Origin of the sequence: Marinomonas vulgaris, from assembly GCF_018145875.1 — a bacterium.
In the GTDB taxonomy this organism is placed as follows: Bacteria; Pseudomonadota; Gammaproteobacteria; order Pseudomonadales; family Marinomonadaceae; genus Marinomonas; species Marinomonas vulgaris.
The window spans coordinates 394,971-410,610 of the sequence record NZ_JAGSSV010000001.1 but is presented as its reverse complement, the minus strand read 5'-3'; the positions used below and the strand labels follow the sequence as shown (position 1 = coordinate 410,610).

The 15,640-nt window shown below is 45.7% G+C and carries 16 protein-coding genes; 4 read left to right on the top strand and 12 right to left on the bottom strand.

What is annotated here, in order from left to right; all coding sequences use genetic code 11:
• Positions 1-94 precede the first annotated feature (94 nt).
• From thiI to dtd, 3 genes are all read left to right on the top strand, one after another.
• Entirely contained in the window at positions 95-1,546 is a 1,452-nt protein-coding gene (gene thiI, locus J9B83_RS01975; protein ID WP_211535037.1) for a tRNA uracil 4-sulfurtransferase ThiI, read from the top strand.
• Between the two features lie 248 nt (positions 1,547-1,794).
• Positions 1,795-3,615, top strand: coding sequence for a translational GTPase TypA (gene typA / locus J9B83_RS01970; protein ID WP_211535036.1), 1,821 nt, complete (start codon positions 1,795-1,797; stop codon positions 3,613-3,615).
• A 169-nt stretch (positions 3,616-3,784) separates the two neighbouring features.
• Positions 3,785-4,219, top strand: a complete 435-nt coding sequence (dtd, locus tag J9B83_RS01965; RefSeq protein WP_211535035.1) for a D-aminoacyl-tRNA deacylase — start codon at positions 3,785-3,787, stop codon at positions 4,217-4,219.
• 23 nt (positions 4,220-4,242) lie between these two features.
• Here dtd and tatC read toward each other — a convergent pair whose 3' ends face one another.
• The 8 genes from tatC to J9B83_RS01925 form a co-directional block, all read right to left on the bottom strand.
• Positions 4,243-4,998: a twin-arginine translocase subunit TatC gene (tatC, locus tag J9B83_RS01960; RefSeq protein WP_211535034.1), complete on the bottom strand. Its 756-nt coding sequence runs from the start codon at positions 4,996-4,998 to the stop codon at positions 4,243-4,245.
• A gap of 6 nt (positions 4,999-5,004) precedes the next feature.
• The gene (gene tatB, locus J9B83_RS01955; RefSeq protein WP_211535033.1) at positions 5,005-5,364 is read right to left on the bottom strand and encodes a Sec-independent protein translocase protein TatB; all 360 of its coding nucleotides are present in this window, start codon (positions 5,362-5,364) and stop codon (positions 5,005-5,007) included.
• Positions 5,365-5,367: 3 nt separating this feature from the next.
• Positions 5,368-5,583 carry a Sec-independent protein translocase subunit TatA gene (gene tatA, locus J9B83_RS01950; RefSeq protein ID WP_211535032.1) on the bottom strand — a complete coding sequence of 72 codons (216 nt, stop codon included), beginning with the start codon at positions 5,581-5,583 and terminating at the stop codon, positions 5,368-5,370.
• A gap of 13 nt (positions 5,584-5,596) precedes the next feature.
• Complete coding sequence (locus J9B83_RS01945; protein ID WP_211535031.1) at positions 5,597-5,929, bottom strand: phosphoribosyl-ATP diphosphatase; 333 nt, start codon at positions 5,927-5,929, stop codon at positions 5,597-5,599.
• Between the two features lie 16 nt (positions 5,930-5,945).
• Entirely contained in the window at positions 5,946-7,589 is a 1,644-nt protein-coding gene (gene ubiB, locus J9B83_RS01940; RefSeq protein ID WP_211535030.1) for a ubiquinone biosynthesis regulatory protein kinase UbiB, read from the bottom strand.
• Between the two features lie 2 nt (positions 7,590-7,591).
• On the bottom strand, positions 7,592-8,347 hold the full coding sequence (ubiE, locus tag J9B83_RS01935; RefSeq protein WP_211535029.1) for a bifunctional demethylmenaquinone methyltransferase/2-methoxy-6-polyprenyl-1,4-benzoquinol methylase UbiE: 756 nt from the start codon (positions 8,345-8,347) through the stop codon (positions 7,592-7,594).
• A gap of 143 nt (positions 8,348-8,490) precedes the next feature.
• The gene (locus tag J9B83_RS01930; protein ID WP_211535028.1) at positions 8,491-10,014 is read right to left on the bottom strand and encodes a GGDEF domain-containing protein; all 1,524 of its coding nucleotides are present in this window, start codon (positions 10,012-10,014) and stop codon (positions 8,491-8,493) included.
• A 31-nt stretch (positions 10,015-10,045) separates the two neighbouring features.
• Positions 10,046-10,663 carry a thiol:disulfide interchange protein DsbA/DsbL gene (locus J9B83_RS01925; RefSeq protein WP_211535027.1) on the bottom strand — a complete coding sequence of 206 codons (618 nt, stop codon included), beginning with the start codon at positions 10,661-10,663 and terminating at the stop codon, positions 10,046-10,048.
• Between the two features lie 330 nt (positions 10,664-10,993).
• On the opposite strand from J9B83_RS01925, the gene yihA reads away from it, so the two are divergent.
• Positions 10,994-11,638 carry a ribosome biogenesis GTP-binding protein YihA/YsxC gene (gene yihA, locus J9B83_RS01920; RefSeq protein ID WP_211535026.1) on the top strand — a complete coding sequence of 215 codons (645 nt, stop codon included), beginning with the start codon at positions 10,994-10,996 and terminating at the stop codon, positions 11,636-11,638.
• 96 nt (positions 11,639-11,734) lie between these two features.
• Here the strand turns inward: yihA and gshA are convergent, their stop codons facing one another.
• The 4 genes from gshA to hisB all read right to left on the bottom strand — a co-directional run bounded on the left by gshA (position 11,735) and on the right by hisB (position 15,612).
• Positions 11,735-13,327 carry a glutamate--cysteine ligase gene (gene gshA / locus J9B83_RS01915; protein ID WP_211535025.1) on the bottom strand — a complete coding sequence of 531 codons (1,593 nt, stop codon included), beginning with the start codon at positions 13,325-13,327 and terminating at the stop codon, positions 11,735-11,737.
• Between the two features lie 203 nt (positions 13,328-13,530).
• Positions 13,531-14,304, bottom strand: coding sequence for an imidazole glycerol phosphate synthase subunit HisF (gene hisF, locus J9B83_RS01910; protein ID WP_211535024.1), 774 nt, complete (start codon positions 14,302-14,304; stop codon positions 13,531-13,533).
• 26 nt (positions 14,305-14,330) lie between these two features.
• Positions 14,331-15,008 (bottom strand): imidazole glycerol phosphate synthase subunit HisH, encoded by a 678-nt coding sequence (gene hisH / locus J9B83_RS01905; RefSeq protein ID WP_211535023.1) that lies wholly within the window; start codon positions 15,006-15,008, stop codon positions 14,331-14,333.
• Positions 15,009-15,018: 10 nt separating this feature from the next.
• Positions 15,019-15,612, bottom strand: coding sequence for an imidazoleglycerol-phosphate dehydratase HisB (gene hisB, locus J9B83_RS01900; protein ID WP_211535022.1), 594 nt, complete (start codon positions 15,610-15,612; stop codon positions 15,019-15,021).
• Positions 15,613-15,640: the final 28 nt, after the last annotated feature.

Here is a 15,640-nt window from a genome sequence, read left to right as displayed (position 1 = left end):
TCTGTAATGGTGCTAAATAAGCGTTTTTTATCCTGATGCTTTTCCCTATAATGAGCGCCTTCCTTCACTCCCTCCGGTAACCATTGTTCGTCCTATGAAATTCATCGTTAAATTTTTTGCAGAAATCACCATCAAAAGCAGCCCTGTTAGAAAAGCCTTCGTAAAGCAATTGCGACATAATATTCGATTGGTGCTAAAAAAGTATGATAATGACGTTAAGGTCTCCGGCAATTGGGATTTTCTAGAGGTGTTTTCTGAAAAAGAAGAATTACGAGATGAGTTCGTTGAGTCATTGGCGAATATCGCTGGTATTGCGCATTTTCAGTATGTAAGAGAGTTTCCATTAGTCAGTCTTGATGACATTGTTGAACAGGCCGTTGTAACGTATGGCGAATCCATTAAAGGTGCTGTATTTGCAGTTCGTGTTAAGCGAGTTGGTCATCACGACTTTACATCAGTAGAAGCCGAACGCCATATCGGTGGCAGTTTAATGGCGCGATGCGGTGCTTTGGCGGTTCGTTTGAAGAATCCTGAGGTTTTGGTGCCAATTGATATCCGCGACAACCGAGTGTGGATGATAGAGCAACGTGTTGCTGGCTTAGGTGGTTATCCATTAGGCTCGCAAGATCCTGTCTTGTCGTTGATGTCTGGCGGTTACGATTCTACGGTCAGTTCTTTTTTAACGATGAGTCGCGGTCTTAAAACACACTTTTGTTTTTTTAACTTGGGTGGTGATGCCCATGAAATCGGTGTGAAACAGGTTTCGAACTTCATTTGGGAAAAGTACGGCTCGGCGTTAAATGTGAAATTTGTCACCGTACCCTTTGAAGCGGTTGTCGGCGAGATTATTACCAAGGTCGACAATGCTGAAATGGGCGTGATCCTCAAACGTATGATGTTACGCGCCGCATCAGAGGTGATGGAGCAAGTAGGCGCCAAAGCTTTAGTCACGGGCGAAAGTGTGGCTCAAGTCTCCAGTCAAACACTGACAAATTTAAAAATCATCGATCAGGTTACGGACGAATTGGTCATGCGGCCTTTAATCACTACGAATAAGCAGGTCATTATCGATAAAGCCGTTGAAATCGGCACGGCGCCGTTTGCCGCTAGTATGCCAGAGTTTTGTGGGGTGATTTCCGTCAAGCCGACCACTCGAGCTAAAATGCATAAAGTGGAAAGGCAGGAAGCGAATTTTGACTTTGCCGTCCTAGAGCAAGCCATTGCTGACGCAAAAATTATATCAATACAAAACGTGATGGATGACGTGGCAAAACAATACACGGGAGACATACCTGTGGTGCGCATGCCTGTTGGCAACGAGGTTATTATTGATATTCGCCACCCTGACGAAGCGGCAAATAGGCCATTAAAGGTCAGTGGTCGACCCGTAAAAGCCATTCCTTTTTTTGCGTTAGAGTCTAGTTGGTCTCAGCTTGATTCAGCAGTGCCGCATTTGTTGTACTGTGGCAAAGGTGTCATGAGTCGTATTCATGCCTCTTATTTACTAGGTAAAGGCCACCAAAACCTTGGTATCTATTTACCTTAACTCTTTCGTGAAGGCGGTCGTATTTCTGTCGTAATAGAATGCTATTGTCTTCATGTTAAATCGCATTAGTACCCTTGTTACGCATTTTTGTGGACTTTTTTCGCCACTTTAATGGGATATTCATCGAGATAAGGGTACAATTGCGCGAATTTTACCCCGCACCAAGATCCGAGACGCTTGAAGAGCATATCTGCCCGTATCAAGCGGCGGTATATCTTTTTGCTCACGCTAAATGCAGAGAACTATAAATGTCTAATGATATCAGTAAGTTACGTAACGTGGCTATCATCGCCCACGTTGACCATGGTAAAACAACCTTGGTTGATCAGTTATTAAGCCAGTCTGGCACGCTAGATCGTAAAGACCAAGGTTCAGAAAGAATCATGGATTCCAACGATCAAGAAAAGGAGCGTGGCATCACCATTTTGGCGAAAAACACCTCCATCATGTGGAACGATTACCGTATCAATATCGTAGACACACCTGGACACGCTGACTTCGGTGGTGAAGTAGAACGCGTATTGTCTATGGTTGACTCTGTTTTGTTGTTGGTTGATGCTGTAGATGGCCCTATGCCACAAACGCGTTTCGTAACCTCTAAGGCGTTTGAACGTGGTCTTCGTCCTATCGTTGTTATCAACAAAATTGACCGTCCAGGCGCTCGTCCTGATTGGGTTATGGATCAAGTGTTTGACTTGTTCGACAGCCTTGGTGCATCGGAAGACCAATTAGACTTCCCAGTCATCTACGCTTCTGCGATCAATGGTATTTCTGGTAACGATCCAGAAGAAATGGCTGAAGACATGACGCCACTTTACCAAATGATTGTCGACAGCGTGCCTGTGCCAAACGTTGACCCGGAAGGTACCTTCCAAATGCAGGTATCTGCATTGGATTATGATAGCTACGTAGGTGTTATCGGTGTAGGTCGTATTACCCGTGGTAGTTTGTCTCCAAACCAGCAAGTGGTCGTTAAATCGGCCGATGGTAAAGAGCGTAAAGGAAAAGTTTTGAACGTGAAGGGCTATCATGGCCTTGCACGAGTTGACACAGACAAAGCGTCGGCTGGTGATATCGTTTGTATCACAGGTATCGACGGTCTAAGTATTTCTGATACCTTGTGTGACCCAACCTGTGTTGAATCACTACCGGCTTTGACGGTTGATGAGCCGACAGTAAGCATGACTTTTATGGTTAACGATTCGCCGTTTGCTGGTAAAGAAGGTAAATACATTACTACTCGTAACATCGCCGATCGTCTTGATCGTGAATTGATTCACAACGTGGCATTGCGTGTTCGTCAAGGCGAAACACCAGACAAATTCATCGTATCCGGTCGTGGTGAACTTCACCTTTCTGTATTGATTGAATCTATGCGTCGTGAAGGCTTTGAGATGGGTGTTTCTCGTCCAGAAGTGGTTCAAAAAATCGTTGACGGAAAGGTACAAGAACCGTTTGAGCTAGTGGTTATCGACGTTGAAGAACAACATCAAGGTTCTATCATGGAAGAGCTTGGCTTGCGTAAAGCTGAGTTGACTAACATGGAACCCGACGGCAAAGGTCGCGTTCGTCTTGAGTTCATGACGCCTTCACGTGGTCTTATCGGCTTCCGTGGTTTGTTCCTAACGCTAACATCTGGTTCTGGTATCATGACTAGCGTGTTCGATCATTACGGTCCAGTAAAAGACGGTGATGTTCGTGGTCGTCAAAACGGTGTATTGATCAGTATGTTGACCGGTAAAACAGCCGCTTACGCGTTATTTAACTTGCAAAGCCGTGGTCGTATGTTCCTAGGCCATGCGGTTGATATCTACGAAGGTCAGGTTATCGGTATTCACTCACGTGATAACGACTTGTCTGTTAACCCTGTTAAAGGTAAGCAGCTAACCAACGTTCGTGCCTCTGGTACAGACGAAGCCTTGACGCTTACGCCGCCAATCAAGCACACCCTTGAGCAAGCGCTTGAGTTCATCGAAGACGACGAGTTGGTGGAAGTAACACCAGAAAGCATCCGTATTCGTAAGAAATTGCTTACTGAGAACGAGCGTAAACGCGCTGGTCGTAAGTAAGAAAAGCGATTCTTTAACAAGCGACTCGTCAGAGTCGTTTAAAAGAGCAGCAGCAAATGAATTCATGCGAATGAATTCGTGAGCGACAGAAGCGCCTTAGGGCGCTTTTGTTTTTTCTAAGGTTTGATAAGGTCTCTCTTAAAAAAGGCATAGAGGAAAAGGAGCCGAGATGAAAGTGCTAGTACAAAGAGCGATTGACGCTAGTGTGACCGTAGACGGCAAGGTGATTGGTTCTATCGATCATGGACAAATGGTCTTAGTTGGAATCGAAAAAGGCGACACAGAAACAGACACACAACGCTTGGCAGACAAGTTGCTCAAATATCGTATGTTTGGTGACGAAGACGGGAAAATGAACCTTAACGTTCAGCAGGTGGGTGGTGGCGTTTTATTGATATCGCAATTTACCTTAGCGGCAGAAACAAAAAAGGGCCTACGCCCTGGCTTTTCCACTGCTGCCGTGCCTGCAGAAGGAGAGCGACTGTTTAATGATTTTGTGAGTAAAGTGCGAGCGCAATATGACAAAGTCGAAACAGGGCAGTTTGGGGCTGACATGAAAGTCGCGTTTATCAACGATGGTCCTGTGACCTTTATGCTGGATTAATTAAACATAAAGGTTGGATTACATTAGGCCGCGTTTTCTTCTTCGCGGCCATCTACCACGACTTTCACGGTACGACCAGCAATGAGGCCAAGCTCGAACAGCATCCACATGGGAATAGCCAGTAGAGTCTGAGAGAAGATATCCGGTGGCGTGATCAGCATGCCGACCACAAAACACCCCAAGAAGATATAGGGGCGTTTTTTCGATAAAGTGGCGACAGTTGTAACGCCAGCTTTGATCAGCAGGTAAGTTGCAACAGGAATTTCAAATGTTACACCAAAGGCGAAAAACAGTTTTAAAACAAAGTTTAGATAATTGTTAATGTCAGTCATTACCGTCACTTCACCAGGGCCTACGGTTGTAAAGAAACCAAAGATCAAGGGCAATACAACGAAGTAGGCAAACAACACGCCCGCGTAAAACAGAAAGATGCTGGAGATCAGCAAGGGAATGGCGATTTGCTTCTCGTTTTTATAGAGCGCGGGTGCGATAAACGACCAGGCTTGAAAAAGCGTATAAGGTACAGAAATCAGCACGGCTACCGCGAAGGTTAATTTCAGTGGCGCCAAAAAAGGCGAGGCAACTTCGGTGGCAATCAGTGAGCTGCCTGCAGGCAGCAAAAGACGAAGCGGCTCTGAGACAATCAGATACAAGTCGTTGGCGAAAGAATACAAGCCAATAAACAAAATCAAGATGGCTAAAACGCATTTTAATAACCGGTTTCTAAGCTCAACAAGGTGAGAAACCAAGGGGGCTTGGTTAGTTGAATCTGTGCTCATAATGCGTCACATGTCCGCGCGTGATTTGGGTTGGGAGGCGTTTGGTGCCGTTTCTTCAGTAGCGGCTACCATTAGTGGTTCTGGATCAGCAGCTGACTTGTCAGCACTTTCAGGGTGCGGTGTAATTTTGTTTTGAATGTTTTGCCCTTCTTTTAGAATACGCGCATTTGTTTCGGTGATTTTTTGCTGCAGCTCTTCTTGATCCAGCTGAGCATTAATTTCACGCTGGACGGAGTTGATGCTGCGACGAATTTTTCGCACCCACAACCCCGCTGTCTTTGCTGCGTGTGGCAGGCGCTCTGGGCCTAAAATAAGCAAGCCAACAACGAAAACAACGAGGAGTTCTGAAAAGCCAATGTCGAACACAGGTTAGGCGCTCTTATCGTCTTTTTTCGCTTCAGCATCGATCACTTTATGCTGAGCGGTTTTATCTTCTGGCTCACCGTCTTTATCAACCGCTTCTTTAAAGCCCTTTACCGCACCACCTAGGTCTGAACCAAGGTTTTTCAGTTTTTTCGTTCCAAAGATCAAAACTAAAATTGCCAAGACAATGAGCAATTGCCAAATACTAATACCACCTAACATAACGAACTCCTGCTTATTTTGTACGGCTGGCTTTTTCTTCTAAACCAGACAGATTAAATCGACGTGCTAATTCATCTAATATTGCTTCTGGGCCTATGTCCAGATGCGACAGCATAACAAGGGTGTGAAACCATAAATCGGCGGTTTCATAGATCACTTCTGATTTGTCTCCAGAAGTGGCTGCATCTTTGGCCGCGATAATGGTCTCGACGCTCTCTTCACCTACTTTCTCTAGGATCTTGTTTAATCCTTTAGCATGAAGGCTGGCCACATAGGACGAGTCGGCCGGGGCGCTTTTACGTTGTTCTAGTGTCTTTGCTAATTCAACCAATACATCGGAATTCATTATAGTCTCTCAAATATTACGGTTTTAAGACAAGTAGGTACAGGCCGACTAAAAACAGCCCTAAACTGGCGAAATCTGCTTGTCTTAAGTGTTCTAATGACGCTGGGTCAGTAATCACCCAAGCGGCCCCTAAGCTGATTAAGCCGAGCAAACGAAAAGGCAAGTTCCTCCGGCTTTTCTTTAACTCTTTGGCGAGGGTTTCAATCGCTTGTGTTTGTGCTTGCATACGCTCTTCTTGATGAGACATTTGCGAAAGGGCGGTGAATACCAAGTTTGGAATCTGAGGTAACTGACCGGCCCACTGTGGTGCTTGTTTGCGTACTTCTTCGATCACACGTTTGGGGCCGATTTGCTCACTCATCCATTTTTCAAGGAAGGGTTTGGCCGTTACCCAAAGGTCTAGGTCTGGATAAAGTTGTCGTCCCAGTCCTTCAATGTTTAACAGGGTTTTTTCCAGTAACACCAACTGAGGTTGCACTTCCATATTAAAACGGCGAGCCGTTTGAAAGAGGCCTATAAGAACTTGACCAAATGATATATCTTTCAAGGGTTTAGCAAACATGGGTTCGCAAACACTCCGGATCGCAGATTCAAAAGCGTGCACCGGTGTACCTTTTGGCACCCAGCCACTTTCTACATGTAACTCCGCTACCAGACGATAATCACGTTGGAAAAATGCCAACAAATTTCGTGCAAGATAGTTTTTGTCCTCGTCATCTAAACTACCCATGATGGCACAATCAATGGCTATGTACTTAGGTTTTTTAGGATTGCTTACATCAACAAAAATGTTTCCAGGGTGCATGTCGGCATGGAAAAAACTGTGAGAAAACACTTGGGTAAAAAATATTTCGACGCCACGCTCAGCTAGGCATTTCATATCCACGTTGGCGTCGTTCAATGCAGCGATATCGGCCACAGGAATGCCAGATATGCGCTCCATGATCATCACATTACGATGACTATAGTCCCAGTGAACCTGTGGTACATATAATAGATCCGAATTGGTGAAATTGCGCTGTAATAGGCCTGTGTTCGCCGCCTCTTTCGCAAGGTCCAGTTCATCTAAAATAGTGTATTCGTAATCGGTAACCACTTCCACAGGACGTAAACGGCGGCCATCTGTGCTTAGATTAGCAACAAGGTGCGCTAAGGTATAAAGCAAACCTATGTCTTGGCGAATGGTTTTTTCAATGTTGGGGCGAATCACCTTCACGACAACTTCTTCACCGGAGTGAAGAGTGGCCGTATGAACTTGAGCGATGGATGCCGAGGCAAGAGGTGTTGCTGAGAAGTCAGCAAAAAGCTCAGTAACGGGGGCTTGCAAGTCCCTTTCAATGATAGCTTGCGCCACATGCCCAGGAAACGGTGGCACCTTGTCTTGCAGTCTGGCGAGTTCATTGGCGATATCGTCATCAAGTAAATCGCGACGAGTGGATAAGATTTGCCCAAATTTAACGAAGATAGGCCCTAAAGACTCCAGCGCTAAACGTAAGCGCTCACCTTTATTTTCGCTGGCTCTCTTACGGCCAATGGAACACACGGCACCCAAGGTGTAACGGATATACCAAGGCAACAAGGCAAAAGGAATAAACACGTCAAGACGAAAACGAATGATCGTATAAACGATGCGAAGAAAACGAAACATACTGGTTAACATGTCTAGAATTTAAATCCTTTGTGAAGAGCAACAATGCCACCGGTTAGGTTTTGGTAGCTGGTGCGCTCGAATCCCACGTCATCCATCATGCCTTTTAATGTTTCTTGATCAGGGTGCATGCGAATAGATTCGGCTAGGTAGCGGTAGCTATCGGCGTCATTAGCAATCAATTTCCCCATGGTTGGCAAAAGACGAAAGGAATATTGATCGTAAACTTGCGATAAGAGCTCAGATTCGGGCTTGGAAAACTCTAAAACTAGTAAACGACCACCCGGCTTTAAGACACGGTACATGGATGCAAGCGCCTTTGACTTATCCGTGACGTTGCGAAGGCCAAAGGCAATGGTGATGCAGTCAAAGGTATCGTCAGGAAAAGGTAGAGCTTCGGCATTGGCTTGTACGCATTTTACATTGCCTACAACACCTTGGTTCGCTAGCTTGTCGCGACCTACTTTCAGCATAGAGTCGTTAATATCCGCTAGAATGACTTGCCCTTCGCTGCCGACAAGGCGAGAAAACTTTAGCGTTAGATCCCCTGTTCCGCCGGCAATATCGAGTACACATTGTCCAGCACGAACGCCGGACTGGCTGATAGTATGGCGCTTCCAAAGACGATGAACGCCGCCTGACATCAAGTCATTCATAATGTCGTATTTTGCAGCAACGGAATGGAAAACTTGTGCAACCGCTTTTACTTTTTCATCGGCTGGGATTTCTTTAAAACCAAAGTCTGTGGTTTTTTTTTGATCATCTTGCATAAACTACTTCATCCTAAATGGCGGCAGCGCACGCCTTATCACTGTATTCGATGGTGTAATCAGCCAAGTATGAACGAACTTGGCTGTTTTGATACGTTACATTGTAACCGCGACGCAGTTGCTCTGGTACTGGTTTATAGGTTCTATTTTGTGCCCATGACTCGATTTCGACCCGCTTCCTTAGCGAGATACAGTTGTTTGTCCGCGCGTTCAAATAAAGCTTCTGGAGATTCTTCAGGTTCAAGCTGGGCTAAACCTATAGAAATAGAAATAGAAACTGGCTCCCCTTGCACATTAAAAGGGGTTTTTGCTACAGCAAGGCGCACTAACTCTGTGCGCGCCATCGCTTGTTCTAATGTCATATTCGGAAAGGCGATAACAAATTCTTCGCCACCATAACGAAACATCAGATCCTCTTTTTTGAGTACTGAACGTATTTGCTTTGGAACCAAACGCAGAACCTTATCACCGGCTAAATGTCCCCAGGTGTCGTTGACACTTTTAAAGTGATCAATATCACATACGGCAAGACACATGGGTTTAGATGTTTTCTGCATGATTTTACACAAAGGCAAAATAGCATCTTGATAAGCCGTTCGGTTTGGTAAATCTGTTAGTGAGTCTGTCATGGCTTGCGCGAGCTTTTCTTGAAGCATAGAACGCAGTGATACAGTATCTTTTTCCATTCTGACGACTTTGTTTTTGAGAGAAGAAATAGACTGACTAGCCTGTTTTTCTTGCTCAATCATTTGAGTTTTATAGTCGGTCATGGTGTTAGAAATAACGGTCAGTCGATCATCAATCAGACTTTTTAGACTGTCTAAATCTGTACTGTGCTTAACAGCATGAAAAGTGTCGTTAACTTGAGTTTCTAGTTGACTGTTAAACCCTTCTCTACTTTTTGACAGCGACTTGTGAGAAATCGCGCTGCTGGTAATGGATTCGTTAATACTGGCTAGCTGTTGGTTGAGTTGGCTTAAATATTTGGTGAGGTTTTCTTGGGTTTTGCCAATGGCAACCATAATGAGGTGAATAACCTCGTCGAGCAACTCAGGTAGGTCTTGTAAGCTTTCATTGCGCTTTAAAGCGTTTTTTAAATCGCTGACGTCATCATCGTAAAGACTAGGAAGTGACAAGTTATTCATCAAGCCAATAAAAGAATGGCTAATTTGTGTCATAACCTCATGATCATTCTTTCTAGGAGCATCCCCTTCGCGCTGGAATAAACGAGATAAAAAAGAAGAACGAGGTTGGTCTGGTTCAGCAGAATTAAGCGTATTTTCTGCCAAAGTCAAAAAGCTTTTTATGAGTAAAGGCCACTGAGAAGAAGTTTGCCAGTGAAGACGAATCTGTGATTCAAATTTCTTTTTTTCAGTATGAGGAACGCGTTTACCCTCTTGTTTGTCGAGTAAGTCGACCAATTCTTCCAGCGTAGATCTTAATAAACGCGCTCTTTTTTGCTGTTCTTCATCACTTTTAATCAGCAGGGGCTCGGCATTCTTCAGCAAAGTTTGAATATCGTCAGCGTTTGCCCCTTTTGTTATGGCTTGGCGGATTTGACGGACAACAGCGTCCAGCTTGGGGTCGTTTCCTTCTGCCAGCATGCTGGTCCGGGAAACGGCCTTGCGCAACATGGTGACTAATTCGTCACTTGATGATTCCGTCATACCACCTCACATATCCTTGTTTTGTATCAAATTATTGACGTTCTTTTTCGATTAGAAAATCAACCACTTTGTAAATATTGTTGTTGCCTTGCGCAGTTTCCGCGCTGACCAGATATTTACCATTAACGATGATGCCGGGTACGCCGCGAGCGCCATAGGCTCGAATTTTAGCGTCTGCTTGGCTTAGGCGGCTATTAACGGCAAAAGAGTCATATTGTTTGCGAAACGCTTCTTCACTCACACCTTGCTCGGTGAAAAAGCTTGCCAAGGCATCTTCGGAGTTCAGGTTACGACGATCAACATGAATAGCATTAAAAAGAGGGGTGTGGATCTTGTCTGTTACACCCAAAAGATCGGCAACATAATAAGCTTTAGCGTGCGCTAACCAACTACGACCAAATACCGCTGGTAGGTATTGGAAATCTACATCATCTGGTATGTTTTTTTTCCATGCCTGGGTAATTGGTTCTAAAGAGAAACAGTGAGGGCATCCGTACCAGAAAATCTCTGTCACTTCGACCTTGCTCGGGTCACTGGTGCGAACAGGGTTTTTAATGGTGGTATAACCGTTTCCATCACTGTATTGGGCTGCCGTTGCCGTCAATGGAATAAGAAGGGAAAGTAGCATTGCTGAAAACAGCTTTATCATGAAAGACTCCTAATCTATTTTAAAAGAACATAGTGCGTTTTAAGGTATTCTTACATGATGCACAGAATTGCAATCTATTACGATTCCTACCTGGGTGTAAGGTTCTAGTTTTCCAGTAAGTTTACACAAAACTTACATCAAGTTTTGTGATTAATCGACCCTTGTGTCGCTATTTATCACGCCCACGTTAGAAAAAACTTGTACGCGTCCGCGACCGCAGTGGTTCCTTATTTAGTTTTGCATGGCATATTTTTGCAATTACTGGCATCATATACAGCTAATTATGCAATCCCAACTGCCAATCTGACATCCACTGACGAATATCAACTTATGACACCTTTTGACTCTATTTTCCAATCTGCCCATTTCATCAAAAGTGCAGAGAAACTTTCTCAATGCCCTTTAGACCAAGGGGTCGAAGTTGCCTTTGCTGGACGTTCAAATGCAGGTAAATCAACAGCACTGAACACACTGACCAACCAGAAAAAACTGGCTCGTACTTCCAAAACTCCTGGGCGTACTCAGTTAATTAACTGTTTTGGTCTAAACGTAGAGGATCGTCGTCTTATCGATTTGCCTGGTTATGGTTTTGCAAAAGTGCCGATCGAGATGAAAAAAGTTTGGCAAGCTCACATGCAAGACTACTTAATGAACCGTCGCTCTTTAGCTGGCGTGGTATTGGTGATGGACATTCGTCACCCATTGAAAGACTTTGATGGCATGATGTTAGACTGGGCCAAGTCTAATAATATGAAGGTCCATATTTTGCTAACCAAGTCCGACAAACTAAAACGTGGCCCCGCGCAAGCCTCAATGTTTAGCGTACAGCGTGAGCTGAAGAAACAAGGCATCGATGGAACGGTACAAACTTTCTCGTCACTGAATGGCGATGGTCTTGATACCTTGCGTACCAAATTGTCTGAATGGTTGGTGTTGGAAAATTTAGACGTTATCCCAGTGTCGCCAAACGCCTAATCAAGGCTCAGTAAGAACAAAAAAAGCCTCTACTTTTTATCAGAAAAGTAGAGGCTTTTTACTGTGTGGGTGAAACTTACTGTACGGATGGAACGCCTATTGAGGCGTTAAGTAGGCTTTTAAAAAGGTGTCGAAATCCACCTCGTCGGCTGCTTCAATGGCTTCCTGCTCCTGCCATGAACGTTCCGCTTTGTTCATGAACTCTTGAGTTAAGGCTTCAGGCAAAGGGCAATTCATCCACGCGGTTTGCTGTTCTTTAGACAGGGCAAGCATGGCGTTTTGATAACCGTTTGCAGCCTGACTGCGTGCCAATAACTTGGCAGAAGGTAACTTAGCCTCATCGGCGAGCTTTTCTCTTTGAACATCCACCGCGTCTCGGTAAGCCGAATTGCCTGTAGAATGCGATAAAAAGTCAGCCACGCTGGCAAGGTCGTCCAACATACTGTTTGCTTTACTACGAAGCGGTGTGGGGCCTTGCCCAAAGTCAAAACTCATACCTAGGTCACGGCCGTGGGCGGCAATTTCCTGCTGCATTTTACGCAAACGGCTGCATTCATCCATGCCAAGCTGTTCGTCGCCACGCAACATGCAATACAGCAAAAACACATCGATGAAATACAGAGTAGACGACTTCATGCCTATGGACGATTCTGGGTCGATGTCCATGATACGCACTTCGATGTATTCAACGCCTCGGGCGTGAAGGGCAGCGCTTGGGTGTTCGCCCGGTTGTGTCACACGCTTAGGTCGAATGTCGCTGTAGTATTCGTTTTCAATTTGCAGCAAATTGCTGTTGAGCTGGCGGTATTGACCATCGACTTTAACGCCAATTTCTTGGTAGCGCTGATAAGGCGTTTGTAGGGCTTTTTTCACCGTACTGATATAGGTTTCCACTTCGTTGTAACACACATACAAATCTGCTTGGGCTTTGTTTTGGTAGCCCAAATCGCTCATGCGTAATGAAGTGGCTTTCGGGCCAAACCAAGTGTTGTCTTTTAGACTGACTAAACTGTCGGGCTTTTTCGGCAAGAAGCTCTGGTCGATAGCAGGGGAGGCACCAAACAACAGTGACAGCATCCAAGAGCTGCGGCGAAAGTTACGGATCAGCGCAAAATAGCTGTCAGATTGGAAGGTTTGTTTTTCGGCGCTAGATAGATCAGATTTGCCTTTATAAGTGGCTAAGAAAGCCCAAAAATCCGCATCGAAGGAAAAGTTATAATGCATGCCGGCGATACATTGCATAATACGTCCATAACGATTCGACAAGCCCTCGCGGTAAACGTATTTCAACTTGCCGGTATTGGATTCACCAAAGTATGCAATTGGCACATCGTCGTTGCTCTCTAAATAGCAAGGCATACTGGCTGGCCACAAACACTCGTTTAGCTTAAACAATTCGTGATTGACCAAGTTATGAATGTCGTCTAACTCTTTGATGACGCCTTCTACACTGGGGTGCACTTGAGTGATAAATTCCATCAAAGATTCAGAATAATCCGTAGTAATGGAACTGTGCGTCAGGGCAGAGCCAAGAGATTTTGGGTGAGGTTTGTGGGAGATTCGGCCATCAGAGCGATTGACTCGAAGGGCTTCTCGTTCCACACCACGATGAAAGGTTAACGCGTCTGTTGTCGCGGCTTGTTGGCAATGGGTTGCCAGCGCTTGCAAGGCATCGGATAAGGTGGTCAAGAAGTCTTCCTTCTATTTAGGTAGGGCTAAGGTAGAGCCAAACTGAATTGGGCACATTGAAATTGGTCAGGATTGTACTCGCCAGAGCTGGCTCGCAGCAAGTAACAGATACCTAGTGCACAAAATATGCAGACTTACAGCCACTTATCATCGCGTCGCTGTAAGTCTGTCGTGTGTTCAATAGTCTTGCGATAAACAATCGATTACAGGCGCATCTCAATGCCCGCATCGGTCATACGCTGTTTCGCTTGTGCGATGCTGTACTCGCCAAAGTGAAAAATACTGGCGGCTAATACGGCGTCGGCTTTGCCTTCAATCACGCCATCGACAAGATGGTCAAGATTACCCACACCGCCAGAAGCGATAACAGGCACATGCACGGCTTCACTGATGGCGCGCGTCACACCCAAATCGAAACCGTTTTTCGTACCGTCGCGATCCATGCTGGTGAGCAATATTTCACCGGCGCCGTAGTCGACCATTTTCTTCGCCCATTCGACAGCGTCGAGACCGGTTGGCTTGCGGCCGCCATGGGTGAAAATTTCCCACTTATCGGCTTCGCCTTCCGCGCTGACTTTTTTCGCATCAATGGCCACAACGATACATTGAGAACCAAAGCGCTGCGCCGCTTCACGAACGAATTCTGGGTTAAACACCGCGGCTGTGTTAATACCGACTTTGTCGGCACCAGCGTTGAGCATGCGACGAATGTCTTCACAGGTGCGAATACCACCACCCACGGTTAGGGGAATGAATACCTGGCTGGCAATGGCTTCGACCATATGAACCGTGGTTTCACGATCGTCGGAGCTGGCGGTGATGTCCAAAAAAGTGATCTCATCGGCGCCTTGTTCGTCGTAACGTTTGGCGACTTCTACCGGGTCGCCGGCATCGCGAATGTCCAAAAACTGCACGCCCTTGACGACACGACCATTGTCCACATCAAGACAAGGAATAATACGTTTTGCTAAGCCCATAAAATGGCTCCTAATCTAGAAAATGGTTATGGCTTGCCATCCCAGTGGATGAAGTTTTTGTACAGCTGCAGACCGTCTTTGTGGCTCTTTTCTGGGTGGAATTGCACCGCGAAGACATTATCGCGAGCCAGTGCCACACAAAATTCTAGACCGTAATCGCAGGTGCCAGCCACTTCGGCTTTGTTTTCCGGCACTACATAAAAACTGTGGACGAAATAAAACCGCGCGTTGTCTGGAATGCCTTCCCATAAGGGGTGCTTAATAGTGTGCTTTACTTGGTTCCAGCCCATGTGCGGCACTTTGAGTTTGCTGCCGTCGTAATCTTTATGGTTATTGCCAAAGAATAAGGCGTTGCCGGCAAAGTGATTCAAACAGTCCACACCGCCGTTTTCTTCACTGTGCGACATCAATGATTGAATGCCCACACAGATCGCTAAAAACGGCTTTTCTTTCATGGCTTTACGAATGCTTGGTACCAAGCCTGTGTTGTACATTTCGCCGATACAATCACGAATTGCGCCAACGCCTGGCAGTAACACACGATCCGCCGCGTCGATGACCGCAGGATCACTGGTGACCACAACCGTAGTGTGTTCATCAGCCACATGCTCTAGCGCCTTGGCGACTGAATGCAGGTTACCCATGCCGTAGTCGATTACGGCAACTGTAGAGTGCTTAACGTCACGCTTTGTGATGTCTGTCATAGTGAGAATCCTACAAACAACCCTTAGTGGACGGCATTTGCCCCGCCATGCGCTCATCGACTTCTAGCGCCATGCGCAATGCACGACCGAAGGCTTTAAAGATGGTTTCGGCTTGGTGGTGAGTGTTTTTACCACGCAAGTTGTCTAAGTGAAGCGTTGTTTTCGAGTGGTTAATAAAGCCGTGGAAAAATTCAGAGAATAAATCCACATCGAAACCGCCAACAGAGCCACGAGTAAAAGGCACGTGCATTTGTAAGCCCGGACGACCAGAGAAATCGATGACCACACGAGACAAAGCTTCGTCTAATGGCACGTAAGCATGGCCGTAACGTTTGATGCCTTTTTTGTCGCCAACCGCAATGTCAAAAGCTTGGCCTAGCGTGATGCCCAAATCTTCTACCGTGTGGTGAGCGTCGATGTGAAGATCGCCAACCGCGTGAATATCCATGTCAATTAAGCCATGACGAGCCACTTGCTCCAGCATGTGGTCAAGAAAAGGCACGCCTGTGACGCAATTGAATTTACCGGTACCGTCTAGGTTAATCGATACCTTGATCTGAGTTTCAAGCGTATTACGCTCGACACTGGCAATGCGATCGGACATTGATTGGTTTCTCCACAGTAAGTGAGGC

Bases quoted from the DNA above. Each gene is read 5' to 3' on its own strand.
- hisF (WP_211535024.1), bottom strand. From the start codon at position 14,304: ATGGGCTTAGCAAAACGTATTATTCCTTGTCTTGATGTGGACAATGGT.
- dtd (WP_211535035.1), top strand. From the start codon at position 3,785: ATGAAAGTGCTAGTACAAAGAGCGATTGACGCTAGTGTGACCGTAGAC.
- hisB (WP_211535022.1), bottom strand. From the start codon at position 15,612: ATGTCCGATCGCATTGCCAGTGTCGAGCGTAATACGCTTGAAACTCAG.
- tatC (WP_211535034.1), bottom strand. From the start codon at position 4,998: ATGAGCACAGATTCAACTAACCAAGCCCCCTTGGTTTCTCACCTTGTT.
- J9B83_RS01930 (WP_211535028.1), bottom strand. From the start codon at position 10,014: ATGACGGAATCATCAAGTGACGAATTAGTCACCATGTTGCGCAAGGCC.
- thiI (WP_211535037.1), top strand. From the start codon at position 95: ATGAAATTCATCGTTAAATTTTTTGCAGAAATCACCATCAAAAGCAGC.
- typA (WP_211535036.1), top strand. From the start codon at position 1,795: ATGTCTAATGATATCAGTAAGTTACGTAACGTGGCTATCATCGCCCAC.
- yihA (WP_211535026.1), top strand. From the start codon at position 10,994: ATGACACCTTTTGACTCTATTTTCCAATCTGCCCATTTCATCAAAAGT.
- hisH (WP_211535023.1), bottom strand. From the start codon at position 15,008: ATGACAGACATCACAAAGCGTGACGTTAAGCACTCTACAGTTGCCGTA.
- J9B83_RS01925 (WP_211535027.1), bottom strand. From the start codon at position 10,663: ATGATAAAGCTGTTTTCAGCAATGCTACTTTCCCTTCTTATTCCATTG.
- ubiE (WP_211535029.1), bottom strand. From the start codon at position 8,347: ATGCAAGATGATCAAAAAAAAACCACAGACTTTGGTTTTAAAGAAATC.
- ubiB (WP_211535030.1), bottom strand. From the start codon at position 7,589: ATGTTAACCAGTATGTTTCGTTTTCTTCGCATCGTTTATACGATCATT.
- J9B83_RS01945 (WP_211535031.1), bottom strand. From the start codon at position 5,929: ATGAATTCCGATGTATTGGTTGAATTAGCAAAGACACTAGAACAACGT.
- tatA (WP_211535032.1), bottom strand. From the start codon at position 5,583: ATGTTAGGTGGTATTAGTATTTGGCAATTGCTCATTGTCTTGGCAATT.